This is a genomic window from Halomonas sp. HL-93, from assembly GCF_900086985.1.
GTDB lineage: Bacteria > Pseudomonadota > Gammaproteobacteria > Pseudomonadales > Halomonadaceae > Vreelandella.
This window is the reverse complement of the sequence record NZ_LT593974.1, coordinates 3,273,358-3,288,174: the sequence shown is the minus strand read 5'-3', so window position 1 is coordinate 3,288,174 and position 14,817 is coordinate 3,273,358. Positions and strand designations below refer to the sequence as shown.

At 55.3% G+C, this 14,817-nt stretch carries 12 protein-coding genes; 2 read left to right on the top strand and 10 right to left on the bottom strand.

Going from position 1 to position 14,817, the window contains the following annotated elements:
• Window positions 1–75: 75 nt before the first annotated feature.
• The gene (locus GA0071314_RS15225) at window positions 76–1,044 is read right to left on the bottom strand and encodes a helix-turn-helix transcriptional regulator (RefSeq protein ID WP_074397434.1); all 969 of its coding nucleotides are present in this window, start codon (window positions 1,042–1,044) and stop codon (window positions 76–78) included.
• A gap of 219 nt (window positions 1,045–1,263) precedes the next feature.
• On the opposite strand from GA0071314_RS15225, the gene GA0071314_RS15220 reads away from it, so the two are divergent.
• Window positions 1,264–3,459: a CHASE2 domain-containing protein gene (locus GA0071314_RS15220; protein ID WP_074397433.1), complete on the top strand. Its 2,196-nt coding sequence runs from the start codon at window positions 1,264–1,266 to the stop codon at window positions 3,457–3,459.
• 29 nt (window positions 3,460–3,488) lie between these two features.
• Here the strand turns inward: GA0071314_RS15220 and GA0071314_RS15215 are convergent, their stop codons facing one another.
• The 4 genes from GA0071314_RS15215 to GA0071314_RS15200 form a co-directional block, all read right to left on the bottom strand.
• Entirely contained in the window at window positions 3,489–5,174 is a 1,686-nt protein-coding gene (locus GA0071314_RS15215) for a FecR family protein (RefSeq protein ID WP_074397432.1), read from the bottom strand.
• 9 nt (window positions 5,175–5,183) lie between these two features.
• Entirely contained in the window at window positions 5,184–6,608 is a 1,425-nt protein-coding gene (locus GA0071314_RS15210) for a hypothetical protein (protein ID WP_156524126.1), read from the bottom strand.
• A gap of 108 nt (window positions 6,609–6,716) precedes the next feature.
• Window positions 6,717–7,475 carry a 3',5'-cyclic-nucleotide phosphodiesterase gene (locus GA0071314_RS15205; RefSeq protein WP_074397430.1) on the bottom strand — a complete coding sequence of 253 codons (759 nt, stop codon included), beginning with the start codon at window positions 7,473–7,475 and terminating at the stop codon, window positions 6,717–6,719.
• Between the two features lie 114 nt (window positions 7,476–7,589).
• Complete coding sequence (locus tag GA0071314_RS15200) at window positions 7,590–8,225, bottom strand: cyclic nucleotide-binding domain-containing protein (protein ID WP_074397429.1); 636 nt, start codon at window positions 8,223–8,225, stop codon at window positions 7,590–7,592.
• A 172-nt stretch (window positions 8,226–8,397) separates the two neighbouring features.
• Between GA0071314_RS15200 and GA0071314_RS15195 the strand changes: the two genes are divergently transcribed.
• Window positions 8,398–10,407, top strand: a complete 2,010-nt coding sequence (locus tag GA0071314_RS15195; RefSeq protein ID WP_074397428.1) for a RecQ family ATP-dependent DNA helicase — start codon at window positions 8,398–8,400, stop codon at window positions 10,405–10,407.
• A 7-nt stretch (window positions 10,408–10,414) separates the two neighbouring features.
• Here the strand turns inward: GA0071314_RS15195 and zigA are convergent, their stop codons facing one another.
• The 5 genes from zigA to GA0071314_RS15170 all read right to left on the bottom strand — a co-directional run bounded on the left by zigA (window position 10,415) and on the right by GA0071314_RS15170 (window position 14,669).
• Window positions 10,415–11,641: a zinc metallochaperone GTPase ZigA gene (zigA, locus tag GA0071314_RS15190; protein ID WP_074398557.1), complete on the bottom strand. Its 1,227-nt coding sequence runs from the start codon at window positions 11,639–11,641 to the stop codon at window positions 10,415–10,417.
• A gap of 102 nt (window positions 11,642–11,743) precedes the next feature.
• Entirely contained in the window at window positions 11,744–12,019 is a 276-nt protein-coding gene (locus GA0071314_RS15185; protein WP_074397427.1) for a TIGR03643 family protein, read from the bottom strand.
• A 14-nt stretch (window positions 12,020–12,033) separates the two neighbouring features.
• A complete protein-coding gene (locus tag GA0071314_RS15180; RefSeq protein WP_074397426.1) occupies window positions 12,034–13,410 on the bottom strand; it encodes a PepSY-associated TM helix domain-containing protein in 1,377 nt (458 codons plus the stop codon).
• Window positions 13,411–13,508: 98 nt separating this feature from the next.
• Complete coding sequence (locus tag GA0071314_RS15175) at window positions 13,509–14,129, bottom strand: class I SAM-dependent methyltransferase (RefSeq protein WP_074397425.1); 621 nt, start codon at window positions 14,127–14,129, stop codon at window positions 13,509–13,511.
• Between the two features lie 186 nt (window positions 14,130–14,315).
• Window positions 14,316–14,669: a helix-turn-helix domain-containing protein gene (locus tag GA0071314_RS15170; RefSeq protein WP_074397424.1), complete on the bottom strand. Its 354-nt coding sequence runs from the start codon at window positions 14,667–14,669 to the stop codon at window positions 14,316–14,318.
• Window positions 14,670–14,817 lie beyond the last annotated feature (148 nt).

Here is a 14,817-nt window from a genome sequence, read left to right as displayed (position 1 = left end):
CTCCAAGCCTACGCTTTGGTAGGCGGAACCACTTCCACTCAGCATTACACTTGTGCGGGGTTCATCCACAAGAAATCAGGGGGGGGAGGGAAAAATCAAAGCACGTGCTTCGCCTGGCGTAACCCCAAAGCGCTGCTTGAAAGCACGATAAAACCAGGAAAGGTGATTGAAGCCCGAATGCAAGGCGATATCGCTCACCGAACGCGGCGCTGCCTGCGGGGATGTCAGCGCACTGAAGGCACGCTGAAGTCGCTGCTCAACCAGGTAATCGGTGAAGGACGTACCTTCGTGGTGAAACAGGGCACGAATATAGCTTGGCGATACCGAGTGTCGCTTGGCGAGGGCTTCTAGAGTGATGGCGCTGCGTGCGTGCACATTGATATCGGCTTTGATGGCTTTTAAGCGCGCCTCACGCAAGCCGCCACGCAGGGCATGTTCGCTTGCCTCCGGCGTGGCGCCTAACGCTAGGCAGGCAAGATCAAGCAGCTGTCTTGTCAATTGGGAAGTGGGTTGATTATCAGGCGTCTCGGGCTGTTTTGTCAGTGCGAGTGAGAGTTGAGTGAGATGCTTTAGCGGTTCGCCTGGTGAAAGCAGGTTTTTGGGTAAGCGGTCCATGTCGCCAAGCAGCGGCGCCAGTTGCGCGCGTGAAAATGCGACGCTCAGGAAGTTGACACGCTCGCCGTGAAAGTCGACGCTACCTGACTGATGGTTGTAGACGACGCGCGCTCTGCCCGGCGTGCAGGCCAGAGACTCGTGGGCTTGTAGGTGAGAGAGCCAGCCACCCGGGCCTCCGGGGTGGATTAAAAGCGTAATGTCATCATTGCCATCGGCAACTTGAGGGGTTTCACGCGCCGCATGTAGTGACGATGCCGTGACCCGAGCGATGGAAATCCCCGGCAGCAGCTTGATGCGTGTTTCAACATGCGGCACCTGCTTTCTTGGCGCGTCAAGCTGCACCTGCGCCATGGCGCTGTAGATGTCTTGGGCTGCCTCCAGGCGTTCGCTGGGTGCATAGTCTTCGGTTGAAAATGAAAAAAAAGCCATGGTGGTAAAGTGCGTTATTAGAAGCGTTAGCCTCATTAATAAGCATTAAGAACGTTGAAAACAAGTAAACATAACACCTTATAAAAAAGCGTACCGTGCAGAAACTAACCATAAGTAGATAAACAATACGATCGTTCATGGTGAATATGAGTGGATGCTTGAAACATAAAATAGTGAAGCACCACGACGTAATAGCACCAGGCAAACAGGATTGGATTCATGGCAAGGGTCAATGACAGAAAACGCTGGCGGTGGCTGCAATGGGGGGGAGGCGCTGCCATTGTGGTGGCGCTTTTGCTGGATCTGGTGGGGTGGCTGCCGTTGCCTTTTCTAGAACGCTTGGAGTGGCAGACGTATGATGCGCGTGTGCGAGCCACACTGAGCGAAGAGGCCGATCCATCGCTTGCGATTATCGACATTGATGAACGCAGCCTTTACGAGGTGGGCCAGTGGCCCTGGCCGCGTACGGTCATTGCGGAGTTGGTGGAAACGCTGTTTGAGACCTACGACGCGGGGCTATTGGGGGTGGACATTGTGTTCGCCGAGCCGGAAGGACAGGTGCTGGAGCAATTTTGGGAAGCGTTGGTAAGCGATTATCCCGAACTTGAAGAGCGCTCACCGCCGGAAAGCGGTGACGCGGTGTTGGCTGACACGTTGGCCAATTACCCAGTAGTGCTGGGGCACTATTTTCAGGCTAGCGCGGCGGAAGATGATCCGCCGCCTGTGGGTGAGCTGCCCACACCTGTAGAGGTGAACGGGGGCGATTCGCTTTCAGTACCGGAGCCAGAGCGGTTTACCGGCAATCTTCCCGAACTGCAGCAAAGCGCCATGGGCGGTGGTTTTTTTGATAATCCGCGGGTGGACGAAGACGGTGTATTTCGACGGGTACCTTTATTGCAGCGCTGGGAGGGCGAGCTCTATCCGAGCCTGCCGCTGGCCATGCTGATGGCAATGATAGGTAATCCAACCATTGAACCACAGGTGGGCGAGGGCGCGGGTGTCGCCCAGCTTGAGGCGCTTGAGGCAGGCGGCTTTGAGATTCCGGTGGATAATGAGGGGGCGGCGCTGGTGCCATGGTACGGCGAGCGCGGGCATTTTGAGTATATCTCGGCAGCGGATGTGTTGAACGAGCGCGTTGAGCCTGAAGACCTGGAAGGCAAAACGCTGATACTTGGTGCATCGGCCCCTGGGTTAATGGATTTACGTTCCACGCCGGTAGGCGGCGTTTTCCCTGGGCCGGAGGTGAATATGACGCTGCTGGCGGGCATGTTGCACCAGAGTTTTAAAGCGCAGCCGCCGTGGGTGGACGGAGCCGAACTGGTGAGCCTGGTCTTGTTGGGCGCGCTGATGACATTTTTGTACCCGCGTTTGAATGCACCCGCACTGCTGGCGGTTAGCGCCGGGCTGCTAGGTATTACGTTGGGAGGGAATCTCTGGGCCTGGCAGCAGGGGCTGGCGCTGCCGTTGGCGGCATTGCTGGTGCTGTTTGTGTTGCAAATGCTATGGCATCTGGCGCTGAATTTTTTAAGTGAGTCGCAGCAGAAACGTTGGGTAGCCGAACGCTTTGGGCAGTACATACCGCCTAAATTGGTGGATGACATGGTACACAGCGGCCAGGGGATGAGCCTGCAGGGTGAAGAGCGTGAGATGACGGTGTTGTTCTCGGATGTGCGCGGGTTTACAGCGTTTTCTGAAATGATCCCTCCGGCAGAGTTAACCCGGGTCATGAATCGTTTACTGACGCCGCTTACTCAAGCGATTCACTCATACAATGGCACCATCGATAAATACATGGGCGATGCCATGATGGCCTTTTGGGGCGCACCGCTTGAGGATCACAGGCACGCAGAGCATGCCCTTGAAGGAGCGTTTGCCATGCAAGCGGCGCTTGATGATATCAACCAGACATTTACTCAGGAGGGTAAGCCAGCCCTGTCCATGGGCGTGGGCTTGAACACGGGGTTAATGAGTGTTGGCAACATGGGCTCCAGCTTTCGGATGGCTTATACCGTGATGGGCGATAATGTAAACCTGGGCTCGCGCTTGGAGGGGTTGACCAAGGCGTATGGGGTTAGCGTGCTAGTCAGCGAAGCAACGGCGCAGCAGTCGCCCAATTGGTGCTTCCGCCGGTTAGATAAAGTACGTGTTAAAGGTCGAGATGCTCCCGTCTGGATACTGGAGCCTATTGGTAAATGGGGAGAATTAACGCCGAGCCAGCGTGAGTGGCAGGCGGCGTTTGAAGAAGCTGTCGCGCTTTATCAGTCAGCAGCATTCGAAAAAGCGCAGGCGGCGTTTGCCGAGTTAGTGGATCAGCAAGACCCGCCCACCCAGCTATATTTACAACGCATTGCATACTTTAAAGAAAACCCACCCCCGCCCGATTGGGGCGGGGTTTGGACGCACGTTGATAAATAAGGGGTTCTTGCTCGTCAGTGGTTGTTGGATTAAGGGGTGATATCCTCGCGCTCCAACAGCCCGGTACCACTATAGTTGCCGAGTTCGCCACCAGCGGCTTCGATCAGACTCATGATGGCAGCGGCGTCTTCACCAATGTACTGGCCTTGCAAGCTACCACTATCAAAGCAGTCGGTATCGCAGCCTTCGTGGGTGAGTTCGATGGTATCGAGTGGGAAGGTTTCGAAAGTTGCACTGCCTTCTTCTGTGACCTGACTGCCGATCAGTTCGCCAAATTCTTCTAGCTGTAGTTCAACCGCTAGGCTGCTTTCGCCTCCGCTACTAACTAAAGTGATGTTGCTGTCGCTGAGGATAGGAATTATGTCGTCGCCAGCTTCGTTGACAAGCCCTGTGCCGCCTGTCCAGTTAAAGGTGACGCCGTCGGCCAACTGATCGTTAAGTGACGCTAGTGCCTGGCTGCTGAGTTCATTGCTCAACGTATCGGCTAGCTCATCTGAAGCGCTAATAAAGGGAATACTGATCCCTATGGGCTGATCTTCCTCGACAAAGGGGTCGGGTGTTTCGGCGTCCCAATAGCCCCATACCACCTCACCATCTACTACGCTTTGGCTGCCTTGCTCGGTGGGGAACGTATTCTGTTCGTAAAAACCGCTTAACAGGTCGCTGCCGATTAGCGTCGTTAAGCTGTTTTCGGTGGTAGGAGGGAAATCGATCCAGACCTCCGGCTCTGGTTCAGGCTCTGGTTCTGGTTCTGGTTCTGGTTCTGGTTCTGGCTCTGGCTCTGGCTCGGGTTCTGGCTCAGCGTCTATCTCGTCTTGAATGCCATCTATAGTGGTGTTGGCATTGGCAACTTGTTGACTGGCCAGAGTATTGGTTTGGTCGCGTTGGATCTGCTCATCAGCAGTCGTTGCCAAGGCAATATTGTCGAAAAATGTCCCCGTGGTGGAATTGCTGCCGTCGGTATCGGCATCCAGCGTGGTACTGGCAATGGTGGAATCGCCGTCCTCTTGCTGAGCACCGTCGCTTTCGTCATTTTCGTCGATGTCGCTACGCTGCTCTTCGAGTTGTTCAAAAATCTCAATGCCATTTGCCAGTCGCTCTGGGCTTGCGTCAGCAGCAGCGGAAAATACCACTTGTCCTGGGCGCACAATACGCTCGCCAACGTCGGTGCTCATTGAGAGCATACCGCTTTCAACATATAAGTAGCTGCCGGAGCCCATGCCGGGTAACGGTGGCGTTTCGCCATCGCGTACGTGAACAAGTTGAAAGCTGGTGCCGCGGATGCCCATGGTGGCGACCGGTGTTTTATGGCTGACGTTCTCGGGGGCATTACGTCCAATCGCACCGGTTACGGCGCGTAACCCGCCACGCAGCAGTTCGCCACTTTGTGCGGATTCGTCTGGGTTTTCTTCGTCCTTGTTGTAGCTTTCCAGGGTGTAGGTGCTATCGGGCTGGATCGCTTTGGTACCGCCGTCGCTGTAACGGATCTGCAGTGTGCTGGCGCTTTCGGTGCGGAAGGTATCACCAGCGAAAATATCGTCGCCGCGCTCAGCGTCCGTGCGTTCTCCATCGCGCTCAATCGAAGCGTCGCCGTGAATGAACATCACCTGCCCGGCGGGGGTGTCGGCCACTACCGTCACCGGTAGGATGAGGCTACCAAGCGTGGCGTGGAGTGATACCCAGCGGGCAATGGAGTTTTGTGTAAAACGAGCCATAAGCCCTCCCTAGAAGAGATAACGCACGCCGATCTGCGTTTGTAGACGGGTTGAATCGTAAAATTCGAGGGTGGCGTCACGCTGTTCGTAATCAGCAGACGTTTCTAGCAGCCAGTGGGGGTTGAACTGGTAGAGCCAGCTTAAACGCGCCTCCCATATCTGCTCTTCACGCTGGGCCGGCTCGTAGCGGCTGGTAATGTTGTTGACGTCGTCCTGGTAGTTTCGCTGGCGGTACCCGACATCGCCGCGTATTAGCTGGTGCTCGCCAATGGGAATATCCATTCCCATGCCCACTTGCCATTGATGGAGGTCGCCGCCCGCACGTTGTTGGTCCCCTGAACCGCGAGCCCATTCCTTGCCTAACTGCGCCTGCCAGCGCAGGTTAACGTGAGTGAGCCGAGTGGTGAGCTCAATCCCCAGGCGGCCAGCGTCATAATCGCTGAGCGCGTTGTCAAAGTCGTTGCGTTGAGCGCCAAGCTGCCAGGTGAGCTGACTGTCGGTGGCCACTGTGTAGGTATAGCGGCCGCTAAGCCCCCAGCGGGTCAAGAGTGGGTTTTGTTCAGCCCCGCCCCAGCCCTGCAATATGCTGGGTTGCAGTGTCCAGGTGTGGCCATTGCTGAGTTCTTGCTGGTAGCCAGGCGCTAGCTGTAAAAGGGTTAGGTCCATTTCCTCCGCAGCGTCGTTCGTGTAGCGCTGAGTTTGCGCGGTAGCGCTGAGCAGCCAACGTGAGCGTTCGTCAATTGGGAAGCGCCCACGGTAATTGGTTTGAAGCCGCTGGTAGACGCTGGAACGGCTGGCGAAAGTGGTGTCTCCGAGTTGGCCGGGGTCGTCGGGTTCCAGCACTCCACTATCCACGAGTTGGTCAACCACATTACGCAATGACGGTGGTAAGGGATCAAGCGCAATATCACTACTGTAGCGCTGGGGATTGGTGTCATAGCCAACCGTGATACCTACGCTCAGATGATGCTGTGGGTCGTTTTCTTCGCTGCGGCGTTGTTCAATGACCTCTTTGAAACGGCTAATAGCTGCTTGCGCCTCGGGTGGAGGTGAGAGGTCTTCCAAGCGCTCAATTTCCTGTTCGGCGGCACGGCGGTGATCCAGTTTCAGTAGCGCGGCGACCCGTTCCATTCGCGCGCCTGCATGCTCTGGCTGGGTGATCAGCACACGGTCCAGGGCAATCATGGCGTGAGTCACGTCATCGGCGCGCAGCGCTAATACCCCTAACCAGTAGTTAAATTCGGGTTCACTGCTATGATCAACTTCGATTGCTTTCATGCTGGCGTAGGCAGCTTGGGCATCGCCTTGGTCAAGCAATTGTCGAGCGCTTTGTAGTGTTTCTTCATACGCGAGAGCACGGGGCGTGCATAGCAGCCACAGTGTCATACCAAGCAGGCAGTAGAGAAGAATAGGCCGCACTGTTATTGGTTTCATCGGCTAACCTGTTTGCTTGGGGATAATACTGATGCCAGGGTACTTGCTGGCAGAGGGAATGACTTCCACTCAGCGTTACACTTGTGGCGTATTCCCGTAGCGGTCTTATCAGATAATCTGCCACGTCAGTGCCGCGGGAAGTTCGGCATGAAGCTGTTGGGTGATTGTTTTGCGGTGCTGCGGTTTTAGGTGGGTGATCAATAGCTTTTGAGGTGGTGTCGCCAGTCGGCAACATATTTCGGCGAGCCGCTGTGGGCTTAAGTGATAAGCCGATTCGGCAAGGTGGTCAAGCTGATTAGGGAAGGCACATTCCATCACCAGCGTGTCGATTGCGCCCAGCCGGTTAAGCGATTGAATGGTGGTGTCTGAAAGCCCGGTATCGCCGCTAAAAGCAAGTGTGCCGGTAGGGCTTTGCACCCAGTAACCACAGGCGGGAACGCCATGGGTAACGGGAAAAGGTGTCACGGTGATGCTGTCGTCAAACGTATACCGGTGCCAATGGGCAAGCGGTATGTAACGCAACACGGGGTGTTCTGGTGAGGGGAGTTGAGTGAAATCAGGCCAAATAACGTGATTGAAAATATGCGTTTTGAGTGCCCTGATAACCTCAGGTAGTGCATAAACGGTCAAGACTTGGCGGCGAGCTGAAAACGTCTCAAATAGGCTGTCGATAAGGAGTGGCAGGCTTGCAATATGATCAATATGGGCATGGGTCAACAGGACGCTTTTCAGCCTGCCAATTTGGTCATGATCGAGCTGGTTTACGCCCGTGCCCGCATCTAACAGCGTGGTAGGGGTGAGCAGGAATGCGCTAGTCCCCCGGGAGGGTTCGAGGCCTCCGCTAGCGCCAAGGGCGTTGACATTCACGGTGCTGTCACTCCATTTTTTGTTGAGGTCGATATACGCCAGTAGAAGATGGTGTTTTAGTTGCCGTCAGGGGATATCGACACGGTTTGTAGTTTTTATTGACGCGTTAAGTGCTTATCGAGCCAGTTTAGACGCCATATCAAAGCCTATAATGCTTTGTATCGCACTTTTCATTTCTGGGTCACGTTGGTAGAGGCGCTCAAGCACCGAGGATGGCCAAATTAGGTAACGTACCGGCTGGTCTGCGATGACATCAGCACTGGTTAACCTGCCGGTAATAAAGCTCATTTCACCGGCAAAGTCGCCTGGTAAAAGCGTGGCGCGCTTGATGCCATTAACCTTAACGCTGGCACTGCCTGAAAGCAAAATGATAAGCGCCCGCAACTCTTTGCCTTGTTCGATTAACGCCTCGCCTGATTGTATTTCATGGGGCTCTGCTTGCTGTAATAAGCGGCGCATGCGGCGAGGTTTAAGCAGCGAAAAGGTTGTCTGGTGGAGCCACTTCTCTTCTTCGGTGAGCTTAATAGGACGGCGCTGGAGCAGTAATACCGTCAAGTTGACGGTATTAATCACAATAAAAGCGATTTGCCATGACATGGCGCCGTAAAGCGGGGAGGCTTGAAAATAGAAGTAAGGCAAGGTGGATAACGCCGCCACAATCGTTATTGCGCGTAGCCATGCCATATCGCGAACAATATACGCCAAACAAAACAGCGCGTTGGCAATAAAAAAAAGCGCAATTGTAAACATCCTGTCTCCACAGCCATATAACTCACTACTTCATAGAAGCGGCACCATGCTACACAAAAACATGAGGAGGATCGCAACGAATTTAGTTACTCGCCTCTAATAATGGAATTATCCTGGTTGGGTGTATCAAAATAGCCACGTTGAATACCGCTGATCAAATTTAGGATTACTTATGTCTCCCGCCTCACCGCACCAGACGCTGAAAGACGTATTCGGCTTTGACGACTTTCGTGGCGGCCAGCAGGCGGTGGTGGCAAGGGTGTTGGATGGCCACTCCACGGCGGCGATTTTCGCTACCGGCGCGGGGAAGTCGCTGTGCTACCAGCTTCCGGCACTACATCTGCCCCACTTAACGCTGGTGGTGTCGCCGCTGCTGGCGCTGATGCAGGACCAACTGGCGTTTCTGACCCGCCACGGTGTCGCAGCGGCGAGTATTGATTCCACCCAGGACCGAGAGACGACGCGTGATGTGATGGAGCGCGCCAAGCGCGGCGAGCTGAAAATCCTGATGATTTCGGTGGAACGACTTAAGAACGAGCGCTTTCGCCACTTTCTACGCCAGATGCAGATCTCGCTGCTGGTGGTCGATGAAGCCCACTGCCTGTCCGAGTGGGGGCATAACTTCCGCCCCGACTACCTGAAACTGCCGGACTACCAGCGAGACTTTGCTATCCCACAGGTGCTACTGCTGACTGCCACGGCGACGCCAACCGTCATCGCCGATATGGGCGAGAAGTTTGCTATCGCGCCGGAAAACGTCATCACCACCGGCTTTTACCGTGCCAACCTTGAGCTGCTGGTGTCGCCGGCCATGGAGGACCGCCAGCAGCAGTTGATCAACTGGCTGAAACCGCAGATGCAGCCGGGCTTTGAGGCACCGACGATTATTTACGTTACCCTCCAGCAAACTGCCGAGCGGGTGGCGAAAGCCCTGAGGGCTCAGGGCATTGCCGTCCAGGCCTATCATGCGGGGCTAGATTCCCAGCGGCGCGATGAGATCCAGCGCCAGTTCATGAGCGGCGAGTCGCCCTGCATCGTGGCCACCATTGCCTTTGGGATGGGCATCGATAAAGGCGATATCCGCAACGTGGTGCACTATGACCTGCCCAAGTCCATCGAGAACTACAGCCAGGAAATTGGCCGGGCGGGGCGTGATGGCCTGCCTTCCACCTGTCTGACCATGGCCGGGCGGGATGGTTTGCGGGTGCTGGAAAACTTCGTTTACGGCGATACTCCCGAATATGCTGGCATCGTCCACTTGCTGGAAGAGATCGCTGTAGCCGCTAGCCAATCGGATCGCCAGTGGGAGGTGCTGCTCAATACCCTTTCACGCGATACCAATATCCGTTTGCTGCCGCTGAAAACGCTATTGGTAAGGCTGGAAATGCGCGGTATTATTGCGCCGCGCTATGCGTTTTTAGCCGAGTATCGGCTGCGCTATCACATCGAACCAGAGGCCCTGGTGGGCCGCTTTGAAGGCGAACGGGCAGCCTTCGTGCGGCTCTTAGTCGACAACATTCCTATCGCCCGCACCTGGGGGACGGTGGATTTCGATCGGCTGCACAGTGCCGGGCAAGCGCAGCAGATTGATGCCTCCCGCGCCCGTGTGATTACCGCGCTTGAGTACTTTCAGGACAAAGGCTGGCTGACCCTGGAAGGCAAGCGGATGACTGACGTCTACGAGATCTGCCAGCCCGGTTTTGACACTAAGACGCTGGCGAGCCAGCTGTTTGAAGATTGCCTGAATCGGGAGCGTATCGAGATCGAGCGGCTACAGGCCATGCTGGCGCTGTTTGAGTCGGAGAGTTGCCTGACGCGTCGGCTGGCAGAGTACTTTGGCGACAGCACGTTTAATGCGCCGCCTCAGACCGAGCAGGGCCGCTGCGGGCACTGCTCGGTGTGCTACGGGCGCCCTGTGCGGCTGCCGGAAGCGCCGCCTGAGCCCGAATTAACCGCTGCGGATTTTCAGCGCTATGCCACGCCACTGATTGAACGCCATACGCAGCAATTTGGCCAGCCTCCCAACGCCCAGCGCCTGGCGCATTTCCTGTGCGGCTTGACCATGCCGGTCTTTACCCCGCTCAAGGCGCGAAGCCTTAACGGCTTCGCGGTATTTGAGCAGCGCGCCTACCCCGAAGTGCGTGAGTGGACCGCGCAGCATTTGGACAATGCAGGTTACTAGCAGAGCGTTATTCCCAGGCAGGGAAAGGGTCGGGCAGCTGTTTCCACGCCTCCATGCCTTCCAGTAATTCTGCTTCGCTCAGCAGGCAGCCATCCAGCGCTCCGCGCATTTTGGCTTGGTCGAGGCTCTGGCCGATAAACACCAGTTCCTGGCGCATGTCGCCAAACGGGCCCTGCCATTTATCCATAATAAACTGTCGCGTTTCTGGGTCGTCCGGCCATTGGTCTTCAGGAATGGCTTTCCAGAACACACCGGCCATGCCGTGGTGGGCGATACCGCCTGCCTGGCTCCACTGGCCTGCGTAGCGTGGGCGTGTTGCCAGCCAGAAGAAGCCTTTCGAGCGCAGCAGCCCTTTACCAAACCACTCCTCATTGAGCAGGTCGTGGAACTTCTGTGGGTGGAAAGGACGACGGGCGTGGTAAGCAAAACTGCCGATGCCGTACTCCTCAGTTTCAGGCACGTGCTCGCCGCGCATCTCTTTTAGCCATCCGGGTGCTAGTTGGGCGCGCTCGAAGTTGAACTTGCCGGTATCCAGCACTTTGTCCAGTGGCACGCCGCCTTGGGTGATCGGTACCAGCTCAGCGTCGGGGTTCAGCGAGTGCAGAATAGCTTTCAGCGCTTCTAACTCTTTCTCATTAATCAGGTCAGTCTTGCTGATCAGCAGCACATCGCAAAACTCGATTTGGTCGACCAGCAGGTCGGCGACGTTGCGCTCATCGTCTTCACCCAAGCTTTCACCGGCGTCAGCTAGGCTTTGCGCTTCTCGATATTGCTCTAGAAAATTGGCGCCATCCACCACGGTGACTAGCGTATCCAGCCGTGCGACCTGGGAAAGGCTCTGACCACTTTCATCTTCAAAGGTAAACGTTTCCGCCACGGGCAGCGGTTCGGAAATGCCGGTGGACTCAATGACCAAATAATCAAACTTGTCTTCCCGAGCTAACTGGCTGACTTCTTCCAGTAGATCCTCGCGCAGGGTGCAGCAGATGCAGCCGTTGCTCATCTCCACCAAGCGCTCTTCACTGCGGTTAAGCGCCACTTCGCCATCCGGCGTTGGTTCGCCAGGGACGCCGCGTACCATAGCGCCGTCGATATTGACCTCGCTCATATCATTGACGATCACCGCGACGCGGCGACCTTCACGGTTGGCAAGAATATGATTCAGCACGGTGGTTTTACCGGCCCCCAGAAAACCTGAGAGGACAGTAACGGGTAGGGGACTGAACGCAGTCATTGCTAGCACCTCTAAGCGGGGATTAAATGTTATGTAATAATATAACATTAATTGCTCGTTTAGAAACAGCTCGATTGCATAAGCCTGATATCAAGTCGTCAATCAGCGCTTATATTGCGTCGGGCAATACCCGCGCGATACATCCGGCGAGCGCAGGGCTTGGTGTTTGGTCGCGCGACCAGTGACGCGCTTGCGCCATAGGCGAAACGAGGCAGGTTTTAGCTGGTGGCGCATCACCTCAATCACATCCGGCTCAGCAAAGCCATAGAGCGTTTCGATGGCTTCAAAGGGCGTGCGGTCTTCCCAGGCCATTTCAATCATGCGTGATTGTTCGTCTTCGGCAAGACGGCGAAAGCGCTTAACGGCGGCATTGGGCATACGGTACCTGTTAATTAGTGTGAAGTGCCAGGTCGAGCGGGTTGTGAGGAGCGCTTCATCACAACCCAGCGCAGCGCGTCGATCACGACAAAAACTGCCAAACTCACCCCCAGCACGGGAAGAGCGACGCCCAACGCGAGGGCGATGGCGATGAGTCCAAGCTTGGCACGTAGCGGTAACAACGCCCAGGGTTCGCTGACGGTAGGAAAGCGTTGTCCACTCGCGAGCCGGGTTCGCCGCCACCAAAGGGTATAGCCCCAGATAATCAGCACGATAATGCCCGATGCGATCAAGCCAAGAACCACCTGATTAATAACGCCAAACAATACACCCATGTGCAGGTCGATTCCCCAGCGGGTCAGCTTCGCGGCTAAGGGGAATGTCGAAAAATGGGTTTGGTCGATAACGGCCATGGTGCGTGGGTGCAGCGCCACCTGGTCCACCTGGGTCGGCCAGCGACGGTCTATTTCGGCAACGCGCCACGCTTGGCCATGCGATATGGGCGGGGTGATTTGCAGCCGGTTGGCCTCAAGCCCTGCTTGCCGGGCGGCGTTCAGTGCCTGGTCGAAGGTGATCAGTGAAACAGCAGGCGCCTGCGTCTCCTTGGCCTGGCCATGCCCACGGTGCTCGGCATGTTCATCGTTTGGCATTGCGTCAGCGTTAAGCTCGGTTGACACACTGGGCGTACTCCAACCCCAGGCGTGTCGAAGCTCTGCAATATTGCCCCCCGCCCATTGTGACCAGGTTAGCCCCGTGGCAGAAAACAGCAATAGCCCAGCGGTTAACACAACGCCGAGGGTAGCGTGGCGCTTAGCCAAACGGCGTGGCCCCTGGGTTGCTTGTAATGTCTGCCTGCGGGTGAGCCAAAGGACAATACCGCCTAACGCCATCACCCATAACCAGGAGGCTGCCAGTTCGCTATACAACCGTCCTATATCGCCCATCAAGAGCTGACGATGAAAGAGGTCGATTTGGGTGCGTAACGGTAAAATACCGCTAGTGCCATAAACGGTGGCTTCCCCGGTAACATCGAGCGTGACAGGGTCGACGAACACGGCCTTATGTTGCGATGCGCCGAGCGATGGGTCACTGAACATAATGCGTGTGGTGTCACCAAGCTCAGGTGCAGGTCGCACTGCATCGGGAGATGCTGTGCTGTTCAGGTGATGTTGGGCGGCAGCGATCTGAGTGCTTAGGGCCCGAACGTCTCCCTGTTCGGTGCCTTTTAGCGTGTCCTGATAAACCCAGGTTTCCAGCGCAGGGCTTGCGACATAAGCGATGCCGGACAGAGCTGCAACCAAAATGAACGGGCCAACAAACAAGCCAACATAAAAATGTAGGCGGCTGATCAGCAACACCAGCGGTTTGTTGAATAAGGGGCGACGCGCCATAACAGAACCTGGATCAGAAAAGTCAGCCCTGCATGGTAGGCGAGGGTGTTGGCAGGCACCAGCAAAAGCGAGCGGCATAGCGTCGCATTGAGCAATTCTTATCCCGGTTTGGTGGCCAATAAGGCCCGAAATAAGCCGTTCATTAGTACCGGTTCGTCGTGGCGGAGGCTGAACCCTGCTTGATCGAGCAGGGGGTGTGCCTGGCGGGTAATGTCAGTGGCGATGAGTGTGGTTACGACGTTTAGCGCTCGTCGAAAGGTACTAGCAGGCTGGTCGTCGGGCTGAAATTTATCCATCACGCATAGCTGTCCGCCAGGCGTTAAGACACGATACGCCTCCGCTAGCCCTTGCTGGGGATTGGGCATAACCGCCAACAGTAAATGCATAACCACGACGTCAAAGTGTTCATCTGGGTAGGTCAGCGCTTCGGCATCCATAACGTGGCAGGTTACATCACGCTGGTAACGATGGGCGCGGTCAGCGGCGCGCTTGACCATCGCGGGCGTCAGGTCGGTTAAATGAATTTCCAACTCACGAGGAATAAAAGGAAGGTCTAACCCGGTGCCTGCCCCGACCAACAACACGCGCATACCGGGCTCCCAGTCCACTTGGCCCAGGGCTACTCGCCGAGGTCTACGAAAAGCACGATTGGCAATGGCATCGTAAAGTGGTGCATAGGCGGTGTAACGTATACGGTTCCAAGCGGTGGTGTTGAGCATAAGCCCCCAGTAACACGCAGCTTCAATTGATTACTTATAGCATGGATTAAACAACCCGGCGAATTGGTTTTGATTAAGTGATAATAAGGTATTGTTTTTTAATAATGTTGAGATGTTCTTTGTTGGCTGGTTGTTTGTAAATTTACTGTTTTTGTTTTTTGATTAATGCTGTTTTTTTATCTTTTTTTAATGCGTTTTATTGTTGAGTCGATTGGAGAGGCCCTCGATAATATCAAGTAGTAATTGACGGTCGCTTGGTGCTAAAGGTGCCAGAAGTGTTTTGACCCGGCTTGACTGGTCTTCCAAATGAACGCTAGCTTGCCCTAATAGCTCAGCCGCTTCGCAATTGAATATTTCCGCAAGCTCCAGCAGCCGAACTATGTTGGGGATCACCCTGCCACGTTCAATCCTTGAAACGGCCTCATTACCCACGCCTAAGCGTTCGGCCACTTCTTCTTGGGTCAGTTGGCTTAGAACCCGCTGCTTGGCTATGGCTCTGCCGATGTTGCTAGCTAGCCGTTTCTGTTCAGTTTTATTCACAACGTCCTCCCTATAGACCTGAATGGTTGAGTATCAACCTATTGACATGAAGGACTGTTTGGGTTGAATATCAACTTAATAGGTTGATATTTGTCTCGGTTGGCTAATTTTTTTGCCAACGTTTGATGGAGAGACAAAGGGGTAGCTA

Excerpts from the sequence above, each read along its gene's own strand:
- GA0071314_RS15225 (WP_074397434.1), bottom strand. The coding sequence starts at position 1,044 with ATGGCTTTTTTTTCATTTTCAACCGAAGACTATGCACCCAGCGAACGC.
- GA0071314_RS15220 (WP_074397433.1), top strand. The coding sequence starts at position 1,264 with ATGGCAAGGGTCAATGACAGAAAACGCTGGCGGTGGCTGCAATGGGGG.
- GA0071314_RS15215 (WP_074397432.1), bottom strand. The coding sequence starts at position 5,174 with ATGGCTCGTTTTACACAAAACTCCATTGCCCGCTGGGTATCACTCCAC.
- GA0071314_RS15210 (WP_156524126.1), bottom strand. The coding sequence starts at position 6,608 with ATGAAACCAATAACAGTGCGGCCTATTCTTCTCTACTGCCTGCTTGGT.
- GA0071314_RS15200 (WP_074397429.1), bottom strand. The coding sequence starts at position 8,225 with ATGTTTACAATTGCGCTTTTTTTTATTGCCAACGCGCTGTTTTGTTTG.
- GA0071314_RS15195 (WP_074397428.1), top strand. The coding sequence starts at position 8,398 with ATGTCTCCCGCCTCACCGCACCAGACGCTGAAAGACGTATTCGGCTTT.
- zigA (WP_074398557.1), bottom strand. The coding sequence starts at position 11,641 with ATGACTGCGTTCAGTCCCCTACCCGTTACTGTCCTCTCAGGTTTTCTG.
- GA0071314_RS15185 (WP_074397427.1), bottom strand. The coding sequence starts at position 12,019 with ATGCCCAATGCCGCCGTTAAGCGCTTTCGCCGTCTTGCCGAAGACGAA.
- GA0071314_RS15180 (WP_074397426.1), bottom strand. The coding sequence starts at position 13,410 with ATGGCGCGTCGCCCCTTATTCAACAAACCGCTGGTGTTGCTGATCAGC.
- GA0071314_RS15175 (WP_074397425.1), bottom strand. The coding sequence starts at position 14,129 with ATGCTCAACACCACCGCTTGGAACCGTATACGTTACACCGCCTATGCA.